This window comes from Streptomyces sp. NPDC000880, from assembly GCF_053599675.1.
The window spans coordinates 1-23,263 of record NZ_JBSFMS010000112.1; the positions used below are offsets into that span (position 1 = coordinate 1).

At 68.7% G+C, this 23,263-nt stretch carries 17 protein-coding genes and 2 pseudogenes; 10 read left to right on the top strand and 9 right to left on the bottom strand.

The window, feature by feature from the left end; translation table 11 throughout:
- Window positions 1-388: 388 nt before the first annotated feature.
- Window positions 389-619, top strand: coding sequence for a response regulator transcription factor (locus tag ACWDO5_RS27865; RefSeq protein ID WP_450533115.1), 231 nt, complete (start codon window positions 389-391; stop codon window positions 617-619).
- Between the two features lie 129 nt (window positions 620-748).
- Here ACWDO5_RS27865 and ACWDO5_RS27870 read toward each other — a convergent pair whose 3' ends face one another.
- The 3 genes and pseudogenes from ACWDO5_RS27870 to sbnA form a co-directional block, all read right to left on the bottom strand.
- Window positions 749-934, bottom strand: coding sequence for a hypothetical protein (locus ACWDO5_RS27870; protein ID WP_450533131.1), 186 nt, complete (start codon window positions 932-934; stop codon window positions 749-751).
- A gap of 31 nt (window positions 935-965) precedes the next feature.
- Window positions 966-1,109 (bottom strand): annotated as a pseudogene (locus ACWDO5_RS27875) (hypothetical protein); the annotation flags it as partial.
- Window positions 1,110-2,334: 1,225 nt separating this feature from the next.
- The gene (gene sbnA, locus ACWDO5_RS27880) at window positions 2,335-3,321 is read right to left on the bottom strand and encodes a 2,3-diaminopropionate biosynthesis protein SbnA (RefSeq protein WP_450533116.1); all 987 of its coding nucleotides are present in this window, start codon (window positions 3,319-3,321) and stop codon (window positions 2,335-2,337) included.
- Window positions 3,322-3,921: 600 nt separating this feature from the next.
- Between sbnA and ACWDO5_RS27885 the strand changes: the two genes are divergently transcribed.
- The 6 genes from ACWDO5_RS27885 to tpg all read left to right on the top strand — a co-directional run bounded on the left by ACWDO5_RS27885 (window position 3,922) and on the right by tpg (window position 14,612).
- Window positions 3,922-6,582 carry a Pls/PosA family non-ribosomal peptide synthetase gene (locus ACWDO5_RS27885; protein WP_450533117.1) on the top strand — a complete coding sequence of 887 codons (2,661 nt, stop codon included), beginning with the start codon at window positions 3,922-3,924 and terminating at the stop codon, window positions 6,580-6,582.
- Window positions 6,583-6,616: 34 nt separating this feature from the next.
- Window positions 6,617-9,130 (top strand): non-ribosomal peptide synthetase, encoded by a 2,514-nt coding sequence (locus ACWDO5_RS27890; RefSeq protein WP_450533118.1) that lies wholly within the window; start codon window positions 6,617-6,619, stop codon window positions 9,128-9,130.
- 24 nt (window positions 9,131-9,154) lie between these two features.
- Entirely contained in the window at window positions 9,155-10,159 is a 1,005-nt protein-coding gene (locus ACWDO5_RS27895; RefSeq protein WP_450533119.1) for a TauD/TfdA family dioxygenase, read from the top strand.
- Window positions 10,156-11,226 carry a 2,3-diaminopropionate biosynthesis protein SbnB gene (sbnB, locus tag ACWDO5_RS27900; protein WP_450533120.1) on the top strand — a complete coding sequence of 357 codons (1,071 nt, stop codon included), beginning with the start codon at window positions 10,156-10,158 and terminating at the stop codon, window positions 11,224-11,226. Before ACWDO5_RS27895 ends, sbnB begins: the two co-directional genes overlap by 4 nt.
- Window positions 11,227-11,898: 672 nt before the next feature.
- Complete coding sequence (gene tap / locus ACWDO5_RS27905; RefSeq protein WP_450533121.1) at window positions 11,899-14,046, top strand: telomere-associated protein Tap; 2,148 nt, start codon at window positions 11,899-11,901, stop codon at window positions 14,044-14,046.
- Window positions 14,047-14,054: 8 nt separating this feature from the next.
- Window positions 14,055-14,612: a telomere-protecting terminal protein Tpg gene (tpg, locus tag ACWDO5_RS27910; protein WP_450533122.1), complete on the top strand. Its 558-nt coding sequence runs from the start codon at window positions 14,055-14,057 to the stop codon at window positions 14,610-14,612.
- A gap of 234 nt (window positions 14,613-14,846) precedes the next feature.
- Here the strand turns inward: tpg and ACWDO5_RS27915 are convergent, their stop codons facing one another.
- The 5 genes from ACWDO5_RS27915 to ACWDO5_RS27935 all read right to left on the bottom strand — a co-directional run bounded on the left by ACWDO5_RS27915 (window position 14,847) and on the right by ACWDO5_RS27935 (window position 19,494).
- Window positions 14,847-16,130 (bottom strand): hypothetical protein, encoded by a 1,284-nt coding sequence (locus ACWDO5_RS27915; RefSeq protein ID WP_450533123.1) that lies wholly within the window; start codon window positions 16,128-16,130, stop codon window positions 14,847-14,849.
- A gap of 83 nt (window positions 16,131-16,213) precedes the next feature.
- Complete coding sequence (locus ACWDO5_RS27920; protein WP_450533124.1) at window positions 16,214-17,026, bottom strand: hypothetical protein; 813 nt, start codon at window positions 17,024-17,026, stop codon at window positions 16,214-16,216.
- 452 nt (window positions 17,027-17,478) lie between these two features.
- Window positions 17,479-18,006: a hypothetical protein gene (locus tag ACWDO5_RS27925; protein WP_450533125.1), complete on the bottom strand. Its 528-nt coding sequence runs from the start codon at window positions 18,004-18,006 to the stop codon at window positions 17,479-17,481.
- A gap of 460 nt (window positions 18,007-18,466) precedes the next feature.
- Window positions 18,467-18,925, bottom strand: coding sequence for a cupin domain-containing protein (locus ACWDO5_RS27930; RefSeq protein WP_450533126.1), 459 nt, complete (start codon window positions 18,923-18,925; stop codon window positions 18,467-18,469).
- A gap of 224 nt (window positions 18,926-19,149) precedes the next feature.
- Window positions 19,150-19,494, bottom strand: coding sequence for a DoxX family protein (locus ACWDO5_RS27935; RefSeq protein WP_450533127.1), 345 nt, complete (start codon window positions 19,492-19,494; stop codon window positions 19,150-19,152).
- A 161-nt stretch (window positions 19,495-19,655) separates the two neighbouring features.
- Here ACWDO5_RS27935 and ACWDO5_RS27940 point away from each other — a divergent pair, with 161 nt between their 5' ends.
- Entirely contained in the window at window positions 19,656-20,054 is a 399-nt protein-coding gene (locus ACWDO5_RS27940) for a MarR family winged helix-turn-helix transcriptional regulator (RefSeq protein WP_450533128.1), read from the top strand.
- 90 nt (window positions 20,055-20,144) lie between these two features.
- On the opposite strand, the pseudogene ACWDO5_RS27945 reads toward ACWDO5_RS27940, so the two are convergent.
- Window positions 20,145-20,270: pseudogene (locus ACWDO5_RS27945) on the bottom strand (IS5/IS1182 family transposase); the annotation flags it as partial.
- 266 nt (window positions 20,271-20,536) lie between these two features.
- Here ACWDO5_RS27945 and ACWDO5_RS27950 point away from each other — a divergent pair.
- Both ACWDO5_RS27950 and ACWDO5_RS27955 read left to right on the top strand, forming a co-directional pair.
- Window positions 20,537-21,334 (top strand): hypothetical protein, encoded by a 798-nt coding sequence (locus ACWDO5_RS27950; RefSeq protein WP_450533129.1) that lies wholly within the window; start codon window positions 20,537-20,539, stop codon window positions 21,332-21,334.
- 702 nt (window positions 21,335-22,036) lie between these two features.
- Window positions 22,037-23,170 (top strand): hypothetical protein, encoded by a 1,134-nt coding sequence (locus ACWDO5_RS27955; RefSeq protein ID WP_450533130.1) that lies wholly within the window; start codon window positions 22,037-22,039, stop codon window positions 23,168-23,170.
- The last annotated feature ends 93 nt before the right edge of the window (window positions 23,171-23,263 follow it).

Below are 23,263 nucleotides of genomic sequence, written 5' to 3' on the forward strand. Positions count from 1 at the left end.
CTCCCCCCATCGGCCCCCCCCCCGGCGCGGGGGCGCCCCCCCGCCGGGCGCCCCCCCCGCGCCTGCGGCCCCCGGCGGCGATCACCGCCCGCGCCGGACCCCGGCCTCCCTGCGCGAAAGAGGCAGATGTCCCCTGGGGAGGCCCACACGGGAGGCCGACCGGGGGCGACAGGTCATCTCCGTGGCCCTGCGGCTCTGTGCTGTGATCGCGCTGTGGCGCGCCTGCGGACGTGCCCTGTGACACGTCTGTGACCGTCGGCGGACACCGTCATGAAGTCGCCCGGGCAAGCTTTTCAAAAAGCGGACAAATAGCAGTATTCGGGCATTTGTCTCCTGCTTCCGAGGGTGTGAGCAGTGATGACCGAGCCGATCCGTCGGAGGAAATCCCATGAGCCTCACACTCACCACGCCGTACGCCGAAGCCCCCGCATCTGCGCTGGCCCCGCGTGAGAAGGAGACACTGCGACATATCGCCGCAGGGCGCACCTACCTGCAAACGGCCCGCCACATGGGGCTCTCCAAGCACACGGTCGACGCCTATCTCCGCCGTATCCGGGCCAAGCTCAACATCAACAGCACGGCCGAACTCACCCGGCTGGCCATCTCCCTGGGACTGTGACGCCCATCCACCCGCGCGGGAAACCGCCAAGAAGGCGATCCGGCGCCCGTGCACGTCCCCGGCACACGCCGCACTGCACTGCCGCTGCTCACCGGCCCGGGCCGAGCTGCCCACCTCGGCCCGGCCCCGTCAGCAGCGGCACGTCAGGGCGACAGCGCTCCGGCCGGGTACGCGAAGGACCGCGGGAAGGTGCGGCGGGACCACCAGCAGCGTCGCCGGCGCGGCACGGACCGTCGCAGCACTGAAGACGATCGTGTGGCCCGCGGTGAGCATGGCGGCGTGACGCGGACTGTGCCCGTCGGCGATCTCGCTCACGCAACCGCGAGACGGTCAGCAGCCCGTAGTCGATACCCAGATCCAGGCCGGGCGCCGTGGTCGCGTTCAGCGCGGACACCGGCGCATCGGTGACACTGCCCAGAACGCTCAGCACCGGCAGCGTCCCGGCGATGGCCAGGACCCCGGTCAGCAGGGGCAGCAGCGCGGCCACCACACTGCCGATCAGCCGTCCCCGGCAGGACAACGGCCTCGGCCCGCTTCAGGTCCGGGGCCGGGAGGTCCTGGATCCCGGCATCGACGAGAGCCGGCCCGCCCATGTGCACCTTCGGGGCCGTCTTGCCGTCCGCCGCCGACCGGGCGGGCGATCCGCCGGTCGCCGGCGCCTCACGCAGCCGCTTGACCCGCGGACCGGGCTGCTCGCCGTCGCCGTCCGCATGCGCGGGCAGCATGGCCGCGCGGCCTCCCGGCTGCGCAACTGGGCCACACCCGTCCAATGCGAGGTCACGGCGCTCACATGCGGCGCCGCGAGGTGCCCGGTCAGATCCTCGCCCGCGCCCCGGGCAGCGGCGTCGTCAGCAAAGCCACCGGGCACCTGCCCGGCGACGACCGGGTTCGAGGACGCTGCGAAGCGCTCGGCCGTCACGTGGGCCGCGAAGCTGGAGTCGGAACGGGGATCGTCGTACCCCTGCGTCTTCAGCCGGCCACTCGCTCCCGTACCGAGCACCACGGACAGCATGAGGAAAACGAGCGCCACGAGGAGGACGAGTCGAGGAGGACGGGTCGGGGACGACGGGTCGCAACCTCTCCTGTCGGGGAGAAGATTCGAGCCTCCGGTCCGGTTGGCGCTTGGCTCCTGTCTCGCAGCGGGTCGATTGCCACCGTGCCTGGTGGGCGCGGGAGGCGGTAGTCCCGGCTTGTCGTCTCGTGGCGCCAGGCCGGGAAGCACGTACAGGGGCCCACGGGTGGCCGTCCGGCAGGCCCGGTACGACCAGGGCGCGGCCAGGGCGCGGCCAAGGCAACGCCGGCCCCGCGGCCGGGCCGGCAACGTCTCTTGCAGCCGCCGGACGGCATCGGTGGGCGCAAGGCAGGCGCACGCCGGCGTGCGCCTGCCTCTGCGGGCGCCCGCAGAGGCGGGAGCCCGGCGGCAGGACGTTCAACGGGACAGGACAGCGCAGGTACTCGGTGCGTACCGCGTGGGCGCACAGCCGGTGCGCTGCGCACCGCCGCACGGGGCGGGACACGCCGTCACCGAAAGGGTGCATCAGGGCCGGTGAACGGGCGCGGGCGGCGCTCCCCCGGCCGAAGAGGCCGGGGCCGGGCGCAGGCCAGTGGGGACCAGGACCCCGCACGTCCCGCGCGAGGGACAAGGGGCACGTCGTCAGAGGGGCCCTGTGCCGCTGGGTTTTTGCGATGTGCGAGGGCTTCACCGTGTGCGGGGGTCAGGCTGCCCGGGATGCGGTGGTCAGCGCCTGGGAGCGAAGGAGGTCTTCGCCGTACAGGTCCTGCACCCAGTTGGTCTGGTAGATGGTCTCCAGATACCGCTCACCGAGATCCGGGGCGATGGCCACCGCGGTCAGGCCCTGCTCCTCCTGCCGGGCCAGCCAGTCCATCGCGCCGCTGACCACCGTGCCGGTGGAACCCCCGAACACAAACCCGCGCCTGGCCAGCCGGTGACAGGCCCGGATGGTGTCGGCCTCCGCCACGCACACCACATCGTCGACATAGGACTCGTCCAGCAGCGGCGGGCGCCTGCTGGTGCCCAGGCCCGGAATCATCCGCCGCCCCGGGGCGCCCCCGAAGGTCACCGAGCCCGCGCTGTCGACGGCCACGATGTGTACCGGCCGGTGCCACTCGCGGAAGTAGCGCGCGCAGCCCATCAGGGTTCCGGTGGTGCCGGCCCCGACGAACAGCACATCCAGGTCCGGGAACTGCCGGGCGATGGCCGGGGCGGTCCTGCGGTAGTGGGCCATGCCGTTGCTGGGGTTGGTGTACTGGTTGAGCCACACATAGCGGTCGTCGGAGGCGCACAGGGCGCGGACGTGGTCGATGCGTGCGCCGAGGAAGCCGCCGGCCGGGTCGGGCTCGGTGATGACGTGGACCTGGCTGCCCAGGGCCTCCATCATCAGCCTGGTCGACAGGTTGCAGCGGGAGTCGGTCACGCACAGGAACCGGTAGCCCTTGCTGGCTGCGATCATGCTCAGGGCCACGCCCAGGTTGCCCGAGGACGACTCGACCAGGACCGAGTCCTCGGTCAGCGGGCCGTCGCGTTCGGCGGCCTCGACCATCTCGGTTGCGGCCTTGAGTTTGATCGAGCCGGCGAAATTGAAGCCCTCGCACTTGAGGAACAGCGACTTCCCGAAGATTCCCTCGAGGTCGACGTAGAGGTCGTCCTCGTTGAAGGCCTGGGGAACGGATATGACGGGCATGGTCGTCTCCTCGAATGCGGCGGAGTGCCTCCCGGCCGCTGATCGGTCTCGGCGCGGCCCGGGGAGGAATTCGGCGGCGAGTTGCGACTCGCCGGAACACCTCCAGTACGCCCGAATCGGAGCAGCCTTGTCATGCCACCGGAATTCGGGACTTGACACGCACCCTGTTCGCGCATAGGCGGCCGTGGTCGTGCCCGGGGGAGGGGCTGAACCGGCCACCGGCACCAGGGTCATCCGCCCGCTTCCGGGCCTGGCCACAACCGTGTCCCGCCCCCGTGACCTGCCCCACCCCGGTACCTGGTCCCCGCCCCGGAAAACGCTGGGCCGGACGGGGCGGTCAACGCAATTCCCGGGCGAATTCCCGCGGATTGAACGGGTGCCTGTGATACGCGGTCGTAAGCCGGGAGACGCGCACCAAAAGCAAGGGAACACAGGGCGGTGACCGGGGCAGCGGTCGGGCTATCAAGACCGGTGTGTTGTGTCAAGCCCCGAAATTCAGGGGCAGGACAGGAATTCCCCGGCCGGGCTTACTGGAGAGGCGGGCATCACGAATCCGTCCGCGCCGACCGACGCTGACCGAAACGTCTTCAAGGAGCTCACGTGCTAGGGAAATCTGTCGAGGTCTTGACGGCCGGTCCGGCTGACATCTCGACCCTCCAGGACGGCGGGGACGCCGGCCCGGCGACCGGCACCGAGAGGCTTCTGGCCGAGGTGCTGGCCGGCGTCGTGCGCGTCGAGCAGGTGCCGGCCGACAGTCACTTCTTCCACGACCTGGGCGCCGATTCCCTGGTGATGGCCCAGTTCTGTGCGCGGGTCAGGAAGCGGGCGGACCTGCCGGCGGTGTCGATGAAGGACATCTACCGGCACCCCACCATCCGGAGCCTGGCCACCGCGCTCGCCGACGCCGCGCCGACCCCCGCCCCGTCCCCGTCCCCGTCCCCGGCCGAGGCTGCGGAGGTGCCGGCACCGGCGCAGACACCGGCCGACGCGCAGACACCGGCCGACGCGGGGGCACCGGCCGGCGCGGCGGCGCGGGCCGAGGTGCCGGCACCGGCCGGTACACGGCGCTACATCGTCTGCGGAACGCTGCAGTTCCTGATCTTCCTGGGCTATTCCTGCCTCGCGGCCCTCGTCGCCGCGGAAGGCTACGGGTGGATCTCCGCGGGATCGGGTCTGTTCGACTTTTACCTGCGGTCCCTGTTCGCCGGCGCGAGCTTCCTGGGCCTGTGCACCTTCCCGGTCGTGGCGAAGTGGACGCTCATCGGCCGCTGGCGATCCGGCGAGTTCCCCCTGTGGGGCATGGCCTATCTGCGTTTCTGGGTCGTCAAGACCCTGATCCGCACCAGCCCCCTGCGCCTGTTCGCCGGTTCACCGCTCTATGTGCTGTACCTGAGGGCGCTCGGCGCGCGGGTCGGCAAAGGCGTCACGTTCCTCTCCCACGCGATCCCCCTCTGCACCGACCTGCTCACCATCAAGGAGGGCACGGTCATCCGCAAGGACGTGCTCCTGTCCTGCTACCGCGCCCACGCCGGCCTGATCCAGACCGGCCCGGTCACGCTCGGCAGCAACGTGCTCGTCAGCGAGCACACGGTCCTCGACATCGAGACCTCGATGGGTGACGGTGCCCAGCTGGGCCACGCCTCCTGCCTGCACACCGGACAGCGGGTGCCCGACGGCGAACGCTGGCACGGCTCGCCGGCGCAGCCGACCGAGGTGGACTACCAAACGGTCGGCCCCGCCGACTGCCTCACCGTCAAAAGGACCCTCTACTGCGTTCTGCAGCTGCTGAATCTGCTGGTGGTGTATCTGCCGCTGGCGATGGGCGGCGTGAGCGTCCTGCTCGCCGCCGTCCCGCAGCTTCATGCGTTCCCAAACCCGCAGCCGGCTGCCTTCACCAGTGCGGCGTTCTACGCCGATGCCCTGACCAATTCCCTGGTCGTCTTCTTCGGCTCCATGCTCGCCGGCCTCCTTGTCGTGGGCACCGTGCCGCGTGTGCTCAACCGGGCCATCAAGCCCGGCAAGGTCTATCCGCTGTACGGCTTCCACTACGGCATCCAGCGGGCGATCGCGCTGATGACCAACAGGAAGTTCTTCGCCACGCTCTTCGGCGACAGCTCCGGCATCGTCCACTACCTGCGCTACCTCGGATACGACCTGTCCCGCATCGAGCAGACGGGGTCGAACTTCGGCACGCAGGTGCGGCACGAGAACCCGTATCTGAGCTCTGTCGGCACCGGCACGATGGTCGCCGACGGGCTGTCCCTCATGAACGCCGATTTCTCGAGCACGTCCTTTCGGGTGTCCCGCACGTCGATCGGGGCCCGCAACTTCCTCGGAAACCGCATCGCCTACCCCTCGCGCGGCAAGACCGGCGACAACTGCCTGCTCGCGACGAAAGTCATGGTCCCCATCGACGGACCGGTGCGCGAAGGCGTGGGCCTGCTGGGCTCACCCAGCTTCGAGATCCCGCGCACGGTGATGCGTGACAACAAGTTCAACCACCTTCAGACCGGCGACGAGCTGCGCCGCCGCCTGGCCGCCAAGAACAAGCACAATGCCGCAACCGCCGGCCTGTACCTGCTGGCGCGGTGGATCCACTTCTTCGTGATCACCCTCATCACCATGGGCGCAGTCGACCTCTACCCCTCGATCGGCGCACCGGCGATCGCACTGGCCAGCGTCCTCACCCTCGCGTTCACCGTCGTCTACTTCGCGCTGACCGAACGGGCCGCCACGGGATTCAAGGCCCACAAGCCCCTGTACTGCTCGATCTACGAGCCCTCCTTCTGGCGCCATGAACGCTTCTGGAAGATGGCCTCGGTCGACTACATCCAGGTCTTCAACGGCACCCCCTTCAAGAACGTGATCTGGCGGCTGCTGGGGGCCCGGATCGGCAAGCGGGTCTTCGACGACGGCTGCTTCTTCCCGGAGCGCACCCTCGTCACCGTCGGCGACGACAGCACGCTGAACGCAGGGACCGTGATCCAGTGCCACTCGCAGGAGGACGGCGCCTTCAAGTCCGACCGCAGCGCTCTTGGCAGCGGCTGCACCCTCGGGGTCGGCGCCTTCGTCCACTACGGCGTGACGATCGGCGACGGTGCCATCCTCGCTGCCGACTCCTTCCTCATGAAGGGCGAGGAAATCCCCGAGGACGCCGGGTGGGGAGGCAACCCGGCCCGGGAAATGCGGGACAGCAAAACCCACCGTGAGGCCCGCCAAGAACACAACCACGCCCACGCCGCCCCGGCACGCGGCAACTGACACCGCGACAGCAACAAGCAGAGGAAAAGACCCGATGGCAACGCATGTGAGTCGCATTCAGACCGGCCGGGAGTACTGGCGCGGCGCACTGGGCGCCGGCGGTTTCACCCCGGCCCCGCGCTGGAGCCTGAGCCCGGTGACCGGCGTGGGGGAGTACGAGACGACAGTCCCCGACGACACCGTGACCGGGCTGCGCCGGCTGGCGGGCGAGCTGGCGGTGCCACTCGGTTCGGTCCTGCTGGCCGCGCACGCCAAGGTGCTCGCGGCACTGTCCGGCGAGCAGGAGATCACCACCGGCTACGTCGCCGAGGGCGGCAGCCTGCTGCCGTGCCGGCTGACCATCGCACCCGCCTCATGGCGGGAACTGCTGCACAACACCCACCAGGTCGCAGCCGGACTGCTGGCACACCAGGACGTCCCGGCGAAGGACATCGACGCTCAAAAGCGCGAACTGGGCCTGACCGGGCCGTCGTTCGAGACCGTCCTCGATCTCACCGGCGCCGGCGCAGACCTCACCGAGGACACCGCGCTGCGGGTGGGTATCGCTCACCACGACGGCCGGCTCGTACTGCGGCTGCGCTACCGCACCGAGATGCTCGATGCCGACAGCGCCGCCCGCATCGCCGGCTATCACCTGACTGCGCTTGCGCTGATCACCGCCGACCCCGATGCCGAACACGCACGCCAGAGCCTGCTGTCCGACCAAGAGCTGCGGTTCCAGCTCGAGCAACTGGCCGGACCGGTCCGTAAGTTGCCCGATATGCGGGTGCATGAGCTGTTCGAGGACCGGGTGCGGATGCATCCCGATGCGCTCGCCGCCGTGCACGGCGAGAGGCAGTGGACCTATGGGGAGCTCAACGCCCGGGCAAACCGGCTGGCCCGCGCCCTGGTAGCCCGCGGGCTTGCCCGCGAAGGCGTCGTCGCGGTGGTGAGCGAACGCAACCTCAACTGGCTGGCCGCCGTCATCGCGGTCTTCAAAGCCGGAGGTGTCTACCTCCCCATCGAGCCGCACTTCCCGGCCGAACGCATCGCTGCCACCCTCTCCCGCGCCGAATGCACCCTGGTGCTGACCGAACCCGGCAGCACCACCACCCTCGACCATGCACTCGACTCCCTGCCCGGAGCCGGGAGGCTCTTCGTCGAGGCGGCCTGCGAAGAAGACCACGCCGACGATGATCTCGGCATCCACGTCACGCCCGACCAGCTCGCCTACATCTACTTCACCTCCGGCTCCACCGGTGAGCCGAAGGGCGCGATGTGTGAACACGCCGGCATGCTCAACCATCTCTACGCCAAGATCGACGACCTGAAGGTCGGCGAGGAACTGGTGGTGGCCCAGACCGCGCCGCAGTGCTTCGACATCTCCCTGTGGCAACTTCTCTCCGCGCTGCTGGTCGGCGGGCGGACTCTGCTGGTCGAACAGGACGTCATCCTCGACGTCCCCCGCTTCCTCGACACCATCGCCGACGGCAAGGTCACCGTCCTGCAGGTCGTGCCCTCCTACCTCGAAGCGGTCCTGACCGAGCTCGAACGGCGCCCCCGCACGCTGCCCGACCTGCGCTGCGTGTCGGTCACCGGCGAGGCGCTGAAGAAGGAACTCGCCGAGCGCTGGTTCACCGCCCGGCCCCGGATCGCCCTGGTCAACGCCTACGGGCTCACCGAGACCTCCGACGACACCAACCACGACGTCATGGACCGGGCGCCGGACCGCATCCTGCTCGGCCGTGCGGTCAACAACGTGCACATCTACGTCGTCGACGAACACCTCACACCGGTGCCCCTGGGCGCCCCGGGTGTGATCGCGTTCTCCGGGGTCTGTGTCGGCCGCGGCTACATCAACGACCCCGAACGCACCCAGGCGGCCTACCTGGCCGATCCGCACCGCGAAGGCATGCGGCTCTACCTCAGCGGCGACTACGGCCGCTGGCACCCTTCGGGGAAGCTGGAGTTCCTCGGCCGCCGCGACGCCCAGGTCAAGATCCGCGGGTTCCGGATCGAGATCGGCGAGATCGAGAACACCCTGCTGCGCCTCCCCCATGTCCGCGACGGCGCGGTGGTGGTGGCCGAACGCGCCGACCAGAGCAAGCACCTGGTCGCCTTCTACTGCGGCCCGGGGCCCCTCGACACCGGGACCCTTACCGACCGGATGGGTGCCTCGCTGCCCGCCTACATGGTCCCCTGCGCCTTCCACTGGCGCGAAAGCCTGCCGCTGACCGCCAACAGCAAGATCGACAAGAAGGCACTGGGGGCGCTCGCCGCGGAACTCGGCACCACCGAGGAGACCCACGAGCCGCCGGCCACACCGACCGAGCAGCGCCTCGCGGCCGCCTGGGGACACGTCCTCGGCGTCCAGGAGGAGAGGATCGGACGCCGCGACCACTTCTTCGACCGCGGCGGCACCTCCCTCTCGGCGGTGAAGCTCGCCATCGCCCTGGACCGCGCCGTGTCCCTCAAGGACGTCACCGCACACCCGGTCCTCACCGACCTCGCCGCCCTGGTCGACAACCAACCCCAGCGCCACGCAACCGAACCACTGACCTCCTCCTGAACCACACCGAAAGGAAAAGGCACCATGCCGTACCCGACCCCGGCGTCCCTGCTCGAGGTGGACCTGCACCCCGGCAAACCCCCCATCCTGCACACCGACACCCCCGACGACGCGCCGGCCTGGGCGGCCGAACACCACCACGCACTGCGCACCCTCGTCACCGAACACGGCGCACTCCTCATCCGCGGCCTGCACCTGCGCGACGCGGACCAGGCCGGCGCCGTCCTCCACCGCCTGGCCCCGGCGCTGATGACCGACAAGGAAGCCTTCGCGCCCCGCCGGACCTACACCCCGGGCGTGTACTCCTCCTCGACATGGCCGCCGAACCAGCCGATGTGCATGCACCACGAACGCAGCTACACCCTCCAGCCCCCCGGCCTCATGCTGTTCGCCTGCCTGAGCGCACCCACCACCGGCGGAGCCACCGCCATCGCCGACGCCCCCACCGTCCTTCAGGCACTGCCCACCGAACTGGTCCACCGCTTCGAACAGGAAGGCTGGCTGCTCACCCGCACCTACAACGACGACATCGGCGCCCCCTGCGCCGAGGCTTTCGGCACCGACGACCGCACCGCCATCGAGGACTACTGCCGCACCCACGCCATCGACTTCGCCTGGCAGCCCGACGGCAGCCTGCGCACCCGCCAGCACCGCCCCGCCGTGACGGCCCACCCGCTCACCGGCCGCCGCTGCTGGTTCAACCAGATCGCCTTCCTCAACGAATGGACGATCGAACCCGACATCCGCGAATACCTCATCGACGTCTACGGCGCCGACTCCCTGCCGTTCAACACCCGCTTCGGCAGCGGCGACCCCATCGGCGAGGACATCATCCAGCTCCTGGGCGACACCTACACCGCCCACACCGTCCGCGAGCCGTGGCAGAGCGGCGACCTGATGCTCGTCGACAATGTGCGCACCGCGCACAGCAGGGAGGCCTACGAGGGACCACGCGAGGTACTCGTCGCCATGGCCGAGCCGCTGCGCCTGGCCGACTGTCCGCCGACCGCCGAGGTGAGCCCCCGATGACCGCCCAGCGCCCGCCCGCCACCAAGCCCCCCCTGTCTCAGCCGCCCACCGTGCCCCCGTTCGCCGTGATCTCCGGTGCCCAGGTCCAGCAGGCCCTGGGGGACCGGGAAAAGCAGATCGTGGACCTCATCGAGGCCACCTACCACCTGCACGCCGCCGGAGAGTCGGTCAACCCGCCCTCCTACTTCCTGCGCTTCCCCGACCGCCCCTCCTCCCGGATCATCGCCCTGCCCGCCTCGATCGGCGGCCAGGTGCGCGTCGACGGCCTCAAATGGATCTCCAGCTTCCCCGACAACGTCGAAGCAGGCATCCCGCGCGCCTCGGCCGTGCTCATCCTCAACGACCACGACACCGGCTACCCCTTCGCCTGCCTGGAAAGCTCCATCATCAGCGCCACCAGAACCGCCGCATCCGCGGCACTGGCCGCCGGCCACCTCACCCGCAACCGGCAACGCCCCACCCGCATCGGGTTCTTCGGCACGGGCCTGATCGCCCGCTACATCCACACCTTCCTGACCGCCGTGGGCTGGTCCTTCGACGAGACGGGCGTCCACGACCTGTCCGCCGACAGCGCCGCCGGCTTCCGCGACTACCTGGAGCAGACCGGCACCGGCGGGCAGATCACCGTGCACGACAGTGCCGAGGAACTCATCCGCTCCAGCGACCTTGTCGTCTTCGCCACCATCGCCGGCGAGCCGCACATCAGCGACCCGGCCTGGTTCGACCACAACCCCCTGGTCCTGCACGTGTCCCTGCGCGACCTCGCACCCGAGATCATCCTCGCCTCGGCCAACATCGTCGACGACGTCGAACACTGCCTCAAAGCCAACACCTCCCCGCACCTGGCCGAACAGCTCACCGGCAACCGCGACTTCCTGCACGGCACACTCGCCGACGTCATGAGCGGACGGGTGACACCTCCCACGGACCGGCCCCTGGTGTTCTCACCCTTCGGCCTCGGAGTACTCGACCTCGCCGTCGGCAAATACGTCTACGACGAGACGGCCCGCTCCGGGCAGCTCCACGTCATCGAGGACTTCTTCCACGACCTGCGCCGGCACGGATGACCGGCCCACAGCACCCTGCCGCGCAGGAGGAGGCAGGCGGGCCTGTCGTATCGGCTGCCCAAGGCCAGGAGCAGGGTGCTCCGCGGCCGGGAGTGGCATCGACGGATGTCTGTACGGTGCCCTGCAGCCGGGCTTGTGGTCGTACAGGTGCAGGTCGTCTTCGAAGGCCTGGACGACGCGGTGCCCGTCGTCGCTGTAGGGGATGGCGCCGGCCCACAGCACCGGCAGGTCACTGAGGTAGGTCTTGCCCTTGACGGCGTCAGGCAGGTTCTTGCGCTTGTCGTCGTAACGGGCCCGGTGCACACTTCGCGGGCACCGGTGCCGCAGAAGATGAACTGCAGTCCTTCGGGCAGCGGGTTCTTCGCGTAACCACCCATACAGCGAACGCAGTTCATCCTCGTACCTGTCGCTGTTGATCCGCACATGGACCTGCACCATCCCCCTCTTTTCAGCCGGCTTTGCACCGGTGACAGCACGGCGGCATCCTGCCCGCCGTCGCAGGCTGCGTCACCTGCGCAATCGGACAACTGCCGGAAGGAAGAGACCGACAGGAAGCGACGCGCGTGCGCCGAGTCGGACGACTGTCTGATCGGCCAACCAAATCCGCCCTGCGTGTGTTTCGCGTGTGATCCAACACGTGTTTCAGGTAGTGTTTGGCGTGAGGTGATCTCTGTGTCTGATGAGCAGGACGAGCTCTTCGCGGCTGTCGATACCCTGTTGAACGAGGCGGCCGCGCCGGATGGGCTGCCCGACCCGGATGAGCGTAAGCGGCTGCGCGAGGCCGCCAGTCTGAGCCAGGATCAGGTGGCCAAAGCGCTGTCCGTGCGGCGGGAGACGGTGGCCGGCTGGGAAGCCGGCCGTACCGAGCCACGCCCACCCAAACGCGCCGCCTACATCCGGCTCCTGGACGGCCTCGCCGCCCTCCACCCCACGCCACAGGCTCCTTTTTCCGCGCCGGCTGAGCCCCAGGCGCCGATCCGTCCGGGCACCGCACCGCAGACGGCCCTGCCCGCGCCGGCACCGACGCTCCCCGAGCCCACTGCTTCTCCTGCCCCCCGTCCCGGCCGACCTGCGCCACGCACACGGCCGACATCGCGCCGCCCGGCCGCGCAGAAGGCAGTTACGAAGCAGACTGCCGCTCCCTCCACCGTCGACCCGCGCTTTGCCAACGGTCCGCTCGCGGTCCTGGACGGCGACCGATCCGTGTATTGCAACGGCGGTCTGGTGCTGGACTGCCCGGCCACGGACATCGCCTCGCTGGTCGAATGGACCTTGGGCGAGGCGAAGTTGGGCGCGTCCCGGCTGCACCGCTCGGGTAAGGACGCCGATCCGCTGATCGTCATCACCGCTGCGGCCGCCGAACGGTTCGGGCTCCCGGCCGTGCTGGAGGACCGGCGAGGCCTGCGACTGCCCGAGGACCACAAGGTCGTGCGTCAGCTCGCCCGCGCGAAGTGGAAGCTGACGAAGCGTGGCTTCGGTCCGTGGGCTCGCATCTACCGTCCGGCGCAGTCCGGCCAGCGCCAGTGCGTGCAGCTCGCAATCCTGCCCTGGGGCGCGCTTGATGCCCGGGCGTGGGGGAGTGCGGACCAGCTGCCGCCGGCGGACCTCGCGGCGGTGCTGGGCGCGTACGCCACGCGGGTCATCACGCCACGCGGCTCGACCGCGGTGTCCGGCCTGGAGTTGATGACCGCGCTCAGGCCTCCGACCCGCCCGGTGAAGGACGAGGCCACCGACACGTGGGTATCGGGTCCGATGCCCGGTTCACTCACGGAAGCTGTGGACCCGGCGCCGCCGGAGGCCCCGGACGAGCACCCCGTCGTCGCAGCTCTGTATCCGCGCGGCCACCAGCGCACCCCGGCCGAAGTCCTGGACGAGGAGGCCTACGAGTGGACCCGTGACCCGGAGCTGCTCACCGATGCCGAGTGCACGAAGACGTACGCGGTCGGCATCGACGTCAACATGGCGTTCGCCGCGGCCGCCAACCGGCTCACGGTCGGCATCGGTCCCGCCGCGCACGTGACGGCCCCCACGTTCAACCCGAAGCTGCCCGGCTCATGGCTGGTCGACCTGTCCCACATCGCGTGCGACCCGCGCCTCCCCTCACCGTTCACCCCGCACGGCGTGACGCCGACCGGCCCGGCCTGGTACGCGACCCCGACCGTCGCCTACGCGGTGGAGCTTGGCCACCAGGTGCAGCCCGCCGAGGCCTGGATCCGTGCGGATAGCGGGCCGTACCTGGACGCCTGGTACACCCGGCTGCGCGGCGCCTATATGGCCACCATGGAGCAGCTCGGGGTCGTGAGCGGCATGAACGAGAGTGACTTCCTGGCGGCGATGAACGAGCACAAGACCAGGGATCCAGGGCAGGCCGCCGTCCTGTCCGCCATCAAGGCGACCGTGAAGGGCGGCATCGGCAAGCTGCGTGAGCGGCCGCAGGGCGCCGGATACCGGCCCGGCGAGCGGTGGCCGGCCCTGGAGCGCCCGACCTGGCGTCCCGACATCCGCGCCGCCGTCATCTCCGCCGCCCGCACCAACATGCATCGCAAGATGCTCAAACTCGCCACAGCGGCGGACCTGTTCCCGATTGCGGTCCTCTCCGACTGCGCCGTCTACCTGTCCGACGGACCTGGCCCGCTCGACTTCCTCCCGCGCACGCCCGACGACAAGCCGCTGCCCGGTGGCTTCCGCCTCGGAGTCAGCCCCGGCATGGTCAAGCACGAGGGGACCCAGGATCTGTTGCGGGCCGTGCAGATGCTCGATGAAGGCCACAACCCCGCCCGGCATATCAAAGGCACCGACGCCGGACTCGACGGAGAGTAGACCACCTCATGGGCATCCTCGAAGACAGCCTCGACAAGGCCGCGGCAGCGAATTTCACCCGCCCCATCCCCAAGTCCGCGCGGGCACAGATGGGGTTCTTGGTGAAGCAGGAGAAGGGCTCCACCAAGGCCGTCGCCCAACTCCTGGGGACCTCGCAGCGCACCGTGGAGCGCTACCTCAAGGGCCAGTTCAAACAGCCTCGGGGGGACCTCGCCGCCCGCCTGGTCTCGGAGGTAAACAGGCGCTGGCAGCCCCGGGTGCGCGACAAGGCCAAGAAACAGGCCGCTACCAGTGGCGGCATCGTCATCGAGACCCGTGCCCGCTTCGGATACACGGCCGCACCCGGCACTACCGACGACGCCCGCATCCGGCTCATCACTCAGCACCTTCCCCCCGCATACGCGGCCCGCCTCTTCGACGCCCAAGCCGCCGGAGCCGGTGAGGAGCAGTTGCGCGACATCGCAGCAGAAGGACTGCAGGAGATCTACTTCAAGGACCGCGGGCGGCGCGCCTACGACCTCCAAGTCGCGTTCACCGACATCGATTACGTCGAGATCGGCTTCTAGACAACCCGTTGTAGACACGGCCCGGGCGGTTCATGTGACTGAGCGCTTCAGTTGGCCAGTGAGCGTTCGAGTTGGCCGCGTGAGTGTTCCGTGTCGATGTGACTGAGTGCTGACTTGGCGAGTGAGCGTTCTTCTGGGCGAGTTGAGTGTTCGAGCCGAGGCACGCAGACTCTCCTGCCGTCCGCCCGGACGGCATGCCTCGCGACGTCTGGGCCTTGCCACCCGTCCTGTTCGTCAGCGCTGTAGCCGTCGACGGGTGTCGGTGACGAACGCCGCCCAGCGGCTGTCCTTTCGGAAGTTGAAGTCGGAGACGGTCCGGTCAAGGTTCATCAACGTGCTGAGGAAGCCGCCGAGGCCCGGCAGCAGCTTGTTGCCGGCCATGCCGACGGCCATGCTCCCGAGGGTGCGGAGCATGGCTGGCCTGTGCGCACGCCGGAACGCTTCCGCCTGATAGTCGGCGATGAGTGTTTCCACTTGTGCGGCGAGTGTCTCCGCTGCGCCTCCTTGAGAGGGCTGGCCAGCAAGAAAGGCCCGCAAGTCCTTCACGCGTTTGTCCTTGCGCAGGTCGTCGATGTACTCGTGGTAGGCGCCGCGCGGTCCCAACGCGTCCGTGGTCCGCAAGTGCAGGACCTGCTCAATCCCTGCGATCTTGTAGGCGTCGAAGTACTTGCTGGTGTCCTTCACGGGGACGAGCCGGCGGCCTTCTTGCACCTGGATGATCTGGCCGTCTTGCGCGATGACGATGCGACCGTTGATTTGCGTGACGACGAGCTGGGGGGCGAGCTGCATGATCGATCCGCTGTTGACGATGCACTCCAGGGGGCCAAGCTGCAGGGCGTCGGCGACCAGCCACTCGGCCGTTTGGTCGAAGTCGACACGAACACGGTCGTAGAAGGTGGAGCCGCTGCGGAGGCTGTTGGGCTGTAGGTCGCACTGGTGGCCAGCTGTCTCCATAGCGGTGGCAATGCGCTGCTGCAGATACTGCGCCTGCTGTTCCTGCCTCTGCTGCCGCAACCGCCAGTCGGGCCCGTACTCAAGTACCCAGTTAGCGAAGGAAAGGTCAATTTGATTGCTGGGATCCTCCATGTCGAGGTCAGGATCCTTGGGCCGGGTGGTCATCGAAGAGAATCCGAGAGACTGCTCGATGACGGGGTCTTCATAGATGTCGGGGGGAGTGGGCGGAAAGCTCTGCCGGGCCTGCTCGTAGGCTTCCGTGGCGATGCTCAGCAGGGCTGAGTCGTCCTCGACGAAGTGAACGAAGTCCAGCTCCTGCATGCCGGCCGGGCAGTCCTGCCTTCTGAGGAACCACAGTTCGTCGTAGCAGAGCATCAGCCCCACCGCGTTCTCCAGGACCGCGTTGGGCTCGTCCCTGCCTTGTACTTGATGCCGGTTCGCCAGGTCGTAGTAGGCCGGAGCGAACCGGCCGAGGAAGGCGCGCCGCTTCGTCGGCTGCCATACCTGTTCTGTCAGCGGGATGTTGGGCACGTCGCCTCCCGGCGGCTGGCTGACGAAGTTCACGGCTGTCCCTCTTGTCGTGGTCCGCGGCCCCCTGCATAGCCGTTGGGACAATCATGCTGCTTCGATCGGCCGCATTCGCCAGCTCATCCGGTTCTGTCGGTGACAACTACTGCGGAGTGTCCGGTGTCGATGGCTTGGGCGAGTCGGTTGGCGTAGTCGTCGAGCAGTGGCTTGAGCTGCTGGTAGAAGGGCACTTGGTTCTGCCTGAGCCAGTGCCCGATGGTGAACCGGTCTTGGCTCCATGTCGTTTTGTGCTCGAGATCGGTGCGGGCTTCGGGAGGGCATGGGGCGAACTGGGTCTCGCCGTGGGTGACCTGCGTCCAGATGTAGGTCGTGGCGGCGAGGCGTGCACGGTCGTCGGAGACGTAGTTGGGGCTTGGCCGGCGCTTCAGCTGGTCGGCGATCTCTCGCCATGTGTCCGGCGGCATCGCCCAGTCGCGGAGGCGTTCGCGGCGGTGCTGGTAGTCGATCAGGGGTGAGGAGGTGAGCTCTGCGGTGATCCCGTCGACGGCATTTTCGTAGGCATCGGGGGTTCCCTGGCGGAGGATCCATGCGGTGATGGGTGTGCCCAGGCCCGCTCCGGCGATGCCGAACCCGAGGAACTTGGCGGCGTCAGGCATGCTCTTGCCGAGAGCTCGTCGGACGAGGAAGGCGGAGGTTGTGCGCCCCAGGACCGGCATGCTGACGCCGGAGGTGAACGCACCGAGGTGACGTTCGGCCCAGTCCAGTGGGAGGAACGCCGGGACGTGCTGGGGGCCGTAGTCGAGTCCGCGTTGGGGCAGGCGTCCTCCGCCGGTGGAGCGGGTGCCGCAGCGTTTTCGGTGGGTGGAGACCAGGTACTCAGCGGCGTTCTGGAATCTCTCGGAGCAGTCGTCCTGGTATCGGCGGAAGGCCACGTCCCAGCTGCGGTGACGTCTTGGGACGATGCCGCTTCGGGTGCGGTTCTCAACCGGTGCGAGCGGAGTCAGTGCGGTTCGCAGGTCGTCGGCCGACAGGATGGAGTCGGCGGCCAGGAGGATGCTCGCGCAGGCGCGGGCGCCCTGGGGCGGGGTGCTGATGTCGCCGCGGGCGTAGAACCGCCTCGCGTCGGCGATCCACTGCCCCAGCGGGAAGGCGGCGAGGGAGGCCGGTCACCCTTCGATTTCCGCCTCCTCGCCGGTGGGGACGCGGTAGGTGAACGGCACGCGCAGGTTGCCGTGTTCGCGGGCGTAGATGACGGCGGCTTCCACCCGCCGCCGCCAGTGTTCGGTCTCTACAGTACCCGGGGCTGTTCAGGCATTGGGATTCCGCACCACTGGGTCAGGAAGCACCGCTGGGTGGCCCGAGCTGCAGATCTGGGGCTGGGGGGTCAGCGGCCGGTCCATGGGGTGAGGGCTGGGATGGGTGCGGCGAGGAAGCGTCGGAGGCTTGCGGGGATCGTTGTGAGGCGTCGGTGCTCTGTGGGGACGGGGAGGTCGGCTCGGCTGAGGGTGTCGTTGAAAGCGGTCAGGAGGTCCTCGAGACGGCTGGTGCTGGCGGTGGGGCGTGGTTGGCGGGGGGCGGGGCGGGGCTGAGGTGGCGTGGGGGTAGACGGCGCCGGCGGGCGGGGGCGGTTGAGTGCCCGCTGCACCACTGGGTCGGCGTATTTCTTCCGGACGGTGTCCTGGTTCAGCCCCAGACGTTTACCGATCTGCTCCCACGAGGCGCCCCGGTGCTTGGTGCGCCTGACCATGACCGGCGTCATCTGCTCGAGCCGGCCCTGCAGTTGCAACAGGAGTTCCAGCGGTTCGGTGGCGGACGTGTCGGCAGCGGCGAGGACTTGGAGCACTGCCTGAGCGTCCTTCACTGCCTGAGTGAGTTCTGCATGCAGGTGCTTGTCGAACTGCTCTGTGTTCACGCCCAGGTTCTTCTGCCGGTACCGGTGGGCCGCTTGGCGGCACCTGGTACTGCAGTATTCGCCCGGGCGGCCAGTGTGCTGTAGCGGCAGTCGACTCCCGCACCACTTACACGTACCTGGCGAAAATGTGTTCCCCATCGTGCGTGTTCCCTTATCGGGCCACGACCCGGGCGACGAAAGGGTAGCGCCGCACGGGAATCGTGACGAAAAGCGGTGCTGATGCATCCGTTCTGTAGGGAACAAATGCGTCGGGAGGACAAACTGTGGGCCCGGTGTGAGCGGTCCACTCGCGCTCGAGCCGCGCTTGCTGCTTGTCCTTAACGAGGGCGGGAGCGGCCGACGTGACATCGGTGAGCTCGGCGAGCGGACCGACCGGGACCTGGAACCAGGTGGTGCTGCACGGCACGAACCTGACGCTCGGCACCGAGGTGGACCTCGCCTCCAATGGCACACGGGCAGCTCAGCACGTACGACGTCGCTCCGGGCACATACGAGATCGTGGCCGACGTCCCGGGATATACGGCCGGCCGGCCATGCGTCCCACTGGAGCGAGCGTGGCGGACAGCAGGCGCTGGACCCACGCGGGCGGTGAGCCCATGAGAACGACATCGCGGAACTCGTGCATGGTGACGGCCGATTGGAGGAGGGACGGCAGTCCTTTTCGGTTGACCTTGCCGTCGCGGGCGAGTCCGAACATGGTGAGCCCGGCTTGTGCGGCGCGGTCTCCCGGTGTCACATCGACGACGACTCGTGCCTCTTGGTCGCCCACCTGCCACCAGTCGTGCAAGACGCCTGCGGGGACTTCGGCGAACTCGCCCGGGCCCAGCAGGTGCTCGTTGCCGTCGATGTGGAATCCCACGGTGCCGCGCACGACGTGGAAGCGCTCGACGGCCTTGGGGTGGATGTGGGGCCCGGCCACCCGGGTGCCCGGGCCGGGCGGTGAGGTGGCCGACCATGGTCCGGTCGGGGTGTGTGAAGGGGTCGGTGAGGATGACGGTGTGTTCCCCGGTGAGCGGGTTGTCGAACACTTGGCCTCGGCCTGTCTGGTGGGGGAACGGCAGGGTCACGGCAACTTCCTTTTGACGGGTGTGTGGTGGTGGTCAACACGATGGGTGGGGACAGCGGTGTCTGCGGTTCGCCGGCTCAGGCCGAGAGGATGCGCAGGATCAGCACGGCAGTCGAGGCAAGAAGTAATACGGCAGGGCTGGGCGTGCCCTTGTAATCGCGCTTGCGCAGGTGGGTTCCGACCGCACCGACGAAGTAGAGCGCCAGGCCGATGGCGGCCGCGATGCCCAGGGGCGCCCACCAGATACCGATCAACAGGCCGGCTGCACCGGCGATCTCGCAGCAGAACGGGAACATGCCCAGTGGCACGCCGAGGCCGGTGAGGCCGTCGACGACCTGCTGATTGCGGGTGAGCTTGGTGTACGCCGAGACCAACAGCATCAGGGCCAGCACTATCCCGGCGATGCCGTAGGCGAGAGACATGTCCACTCCAAGGATCAACAAAGACTCACCATGGAGAATAACAAATAGTTGATTCTCTTCAAGTATCTTGGACGGTTGATTATTCAAGGTCTGATAGCATCTGTTCCGTGATGGAGAAGCGGCCTGGACTGGCACTGGCTTTCGCGGGGCGGATCGCTGGCATGCGCATACGAGAGGCGCTGCGGGCGCACGGCCTCAAGAACAACCACGCGCACGTGCTCATGGTGCTGGCCGACCAGGGAGCGACCGGCCAGCAAGCCCTGGTGCAGACCCTCGGTGTGGACCCGAGCGTGCTGGTCGCGATGCTCAACGACCTGGAAAACGCCGGGCTGGCCGAGCGGCGCCGCGACCCCGTTGACCGCCGCCGGCACATCGTGGAGATCTCACCGCGCGGAACGCAGCTCGTGACGGACGTCTACGCCGGCATCGCGTCCGTCGAGGCCGAACTGTTCGCCGCCCTGGACCCGAACGAGATCGACGTGCTGCACAAGTTGCTCATCCGCATCAAGGACACCGCGGGCGACGACACCTGCGACGCCGCCGACGACGACGCACCCTGAAGCGGCGCTGCTCCACGCCACTTCGCCAGCACAACGGAGGACGTCCGATCGCCCTGACCCTCCGGAAAGCCGGAGTGCCCGAGGGGACGTCAACGAGAGCCGGATCGCAGCGAGGTGACCGTGCCCGTGGAAAACGGACGCTCTCTTGTCGTAGCAAGTCGCCACGGCGCGGAAGCCCTTGAGCGCGTTGATGGTCCGCTCAACTTGGGGTCCCCGTAGTAATCGCCGAGAAAACAACGGATATCGCTGACCTACAGGGATATGCCGTGCCGATGGTCGGGTTGGTCGAGTAGGTGAGCAGGTTTGGCCTCGGGCCCCCGCTGGCACGCCGCCACGGGCCCGAGCCGCCGCGTGGCGGGAGAGTCGCGCCGTACGGCGGGGACCGGGCGCGGCGCGGGGGACGATGATCGGGTACGCCTGCCGGAACCGTGCTGGTGTTGGTGGAGAGCAACCACCAAGGCACCCGAAGCGAAGGAAACCCCATGGTCACGGAGCGCGTCCTCGCCGGTCCCGGCATCGTCGAGCTGGACATGCACGTCGAGTACCTGCCCGCCTTCCGCCCCGGCCCGCGCTCGAAGCACTGCCACGGCGGGACGATCGTCTCCATCGGCCCAAAGTCCGTCCTGTGGCGCCCGTACAACTGGCACTGCAACGTCCGTACGGCGCTCGAGGCCATGCGCATCGACGTCGCGATGCACTCGCGCCGGGGAGTCTCGTTCCCGCAGCCCGTGGCCGGCCTGCCGAACGGGGATTGGTGGGTGTGGAGCCTCGCCGAACGCCTCGCCTACGCCGCCGAGCACGGCATGGCCAGCGAGGAGACGCCCGCCCACGCTGAGGACGGGGACCCGCTGCCCGACGAGGAGCGCCCGTTCCTCGCCCCCGGGATCGTCGAGCTGGACATGCACGTCGAGTACCTGCCCGGCTTCCGGCCCGGCCCGCGCTCGAAGCACTGCCACGGCGGGACGATCGTCTCCGTCGGCCCAAAGTCCGTCCTGTGGCGCCCCCTCGGCTGGCACACGGACCTGCGCTCACCGCAGGGCGGCGCCAGAGCAGGGCTGGTGAAAGGGCGGCGAGTACGGGCGTCAGCCCAGTCGTCCGCCGAGACCGCCTTCGGGAGCGACCTCCCAGCACAGGCCCGTCAGCGGGTGCCGTTGCCCACGGGACGCGTGCGATGCAGGCGCTGGAACGCGTTGAGCAGCTCGTACTCTATCCACGCAGCACTCGAGTGCCGATCAGCCGGTACATGCCCCGCTCGACTCGCAGGTGCCGGGACGAGGTGAACACCCGGTACATGTAGTCGCCCGGTGGCCGGTGCGCCACCACGAGCGCGGCCAGCAGGGACAACGCAAAGACGATGCCCGTACCCGTCGCACCCATTCAGCGTCGGCCGACGGCGGGGGACCGGAAACAACGGTCGAGGCGTACGAGGCCCGCAAGGGAGCCGGCGTCACTTCGACGAGCTGGCCAACCAGTGGCCCTCCGCTCTCCGCTTGCGCGACAGCTGCGAAAGCCACGGCGCCTGGCGGCCGCGTCATCGAGTAGCGCTGTAGCTCGCGGGATCTCCGATAGGACCGACTGGCGTATGTCGACATTCCTCCACCGGTGAACGCTGCAAATCTGTACCCAACAGTCACGAGGGGTGGGGTAGGGAGCGGTAGGGATGGCGCGCGCTGTGTGGTCCGGCCCCTTTAGTTTGGTCACTTTGCCCATCGGGCTCGCGCTGGCGACAGACTCGCACGCGATCCATTTGCACCAGATCGAGCGTGGGCCCTCGGACCGGGTTCGGAATGCTTTCACGACGGCCGACCTTGGCGTGCAGACGAAGTCCGAGTCGTATCAGCGGGCCGCCGACGCGAACGTCCCGGACGCTCCAGCATGAACCTCGACGAGCTGCAGCGCGCCTGGCCCGTCACACCCGTGCCCCCTGTCCCGGGGAGCAGTGTCGATGCGGCTCTGCGCCGTTCAGAGGTCGGGTGGTGCCCGTGACCGCCCCGGACCCGGGATCGGCGACCAGGACTGTGCGGCTTGTCCTGGTCGCCGATCCCGGGCTGGCCGCGGAGATCGCCCGGGAGCTGGCTTCCGATCTTCCCGACCGGCTCAGACGGCAGCTCGGTTCGCAGACCGAGTGGCAGGTGCGCACGGTCACCGCTCCGTTGGTCGCGGACGAACAGGTCGAAGTGTCCGACATGGCGGAAGTCGTCAGCGCGCTGCTGCCAGACGACGACTGGGACCTCGCCGTCTGCCTCACCGATCTCCCTCGCCGCGCCCACCTGGCTCCGGTCAGTGTCGAGGTCAGCCCCGACCGCCGTGTCGCCCTGGTCTCGCTGCCCGCCCTCGGAGCGCTGGGTCTTCACCCGCGGGTGGCCCGGGCCGTGGTCGGTGTCGTCGGCCGGCTCGCCCCGGATATCGAGGGCCCGGCTCTGCCCGCTGTGCTCGGCCGCCGTGCCACCGGCGCCGAGAGAGCAGCAGAGGACTCCGGGCCCGGCCGGGGGGATCCGAACCGCTACGTCGTGCCCGGTCTGCGCGGCCACCTCCGCTTGGTGTCGGGCATGGTGCGGGCCAACCGCCCCTGGCGGCTGTTCACCAACCTCTCCAAGTCCCTGGCCGGGGTGTTCGCGACCGCCGCCTTCGGCATGATCAACGGCAGCGCGTGGCTGATCGCCGTCGGCCTCAGTTCTTGGCGCCAGGTGTTGATCGCGGTCCTGTCGGTAGGCGCTCTGACCGCGTGGATCATTATCGATCACGAACTCTGGGAGCGCGCCGGCGGGGATCTGCCCAGCGCTCGTGCCCGGCTCTACCTCTACAACCTCGTCACGGCCGTCTGCATCTCCCTGGGCGTGCTGTTCCTGTACGCGGTGCTCTTCGTCGCGCTGACCGCGGTCGCCGCCCTGCTGCTGGTCCCCTCCGTCTTCGGCCAGATTCTGCAGCAGCCCGCTCAGGCACACGACTATGTGGCACTGAGCTGGTTCATCACGTCCATTGCCATGGTCGGCGGCGCCTTCGGCTCCGGTCTCGAGGAAGATGAGGCGGTGCGCAATGCCGCCTACGGTCAACGCCACCGCGACCGCTGGAAAAGGCTGAGGGAACAAGGCGTCGCGCTGGAGAAAGACGCTTAGCCTCGATCCACCGACTGTCCCGTGTCCTGTGGATAGAGAAATGAAGAGAGGTGCCTGCTGACCTGCGAAGATGGGAGTTACCACACAACCATC

Bases quoted from the DNA above. Each gene is read 5' to 3' on its own strand.
- tpg (WP_450533122.1), top strand. From the start codon at position 14,055: ATGGGCATCCTCGAAGACAGCCTCGACAAGGCCGCGGCAGCGAATTTC.
- ACWDO5_RS27950 (WP_450533129.1), top strand. From the start codon at position 20,537: ATGGTCACGGAGCGCGTCCTCGCCGGTCCCGGCATCGTCGAGCTGGAC.
- ACWDO5_RS27895 (WP_450533119.1), top strand. From the start codon at position 9,155: ATGCCGTACCCGACCCCGGCGTCCCTGCTCGAGGTGGACCTGCACCCC.
- ACWDO5_RS27865 (WP_450533115.1), top strand. From the start codon at position 389: ATGAGCCTCACACTCACCACGCCGTACGCCGAAGCCCCCGCATCTGCG.
- sbnA (WP_450533116.1), bottom strand. From the start codon at position 3,321: ATGCCCGTCATATCCGTTCCCCAGGCCTTCAACGAGGACGACCTCTAC.
- ACWDO5_RS27935 (WP_450533127.1), bottom strand. From the start codon at position 19,494: ATGTCTCTCGCCTACGGCATCGCCGGGATAGTGCTGGCCCTGATGCTG.
- ACWDO5_RS27890 (WP_450533118.1), top strand. From the start codon at position 6,617: ATGGCAACGCATGTGAGTCGCATTCAGACCGGCCGGGAGTACTGGCGC.
- ACWDO5_RS27940 (WP_450533128.1), top strand. From the start codon at position 19,656: ATGCGCATACGAGAGGCGCTGCGGGCGCACGGCCTCAAGAACAACCAC.
- sbnB (WP_450533120.1), top strand. From the start codon at position 10,156: ATGACCGCCCAGCGCCCGCCCGCCACCAAGCCCCCCCTGTCTCAGCCG.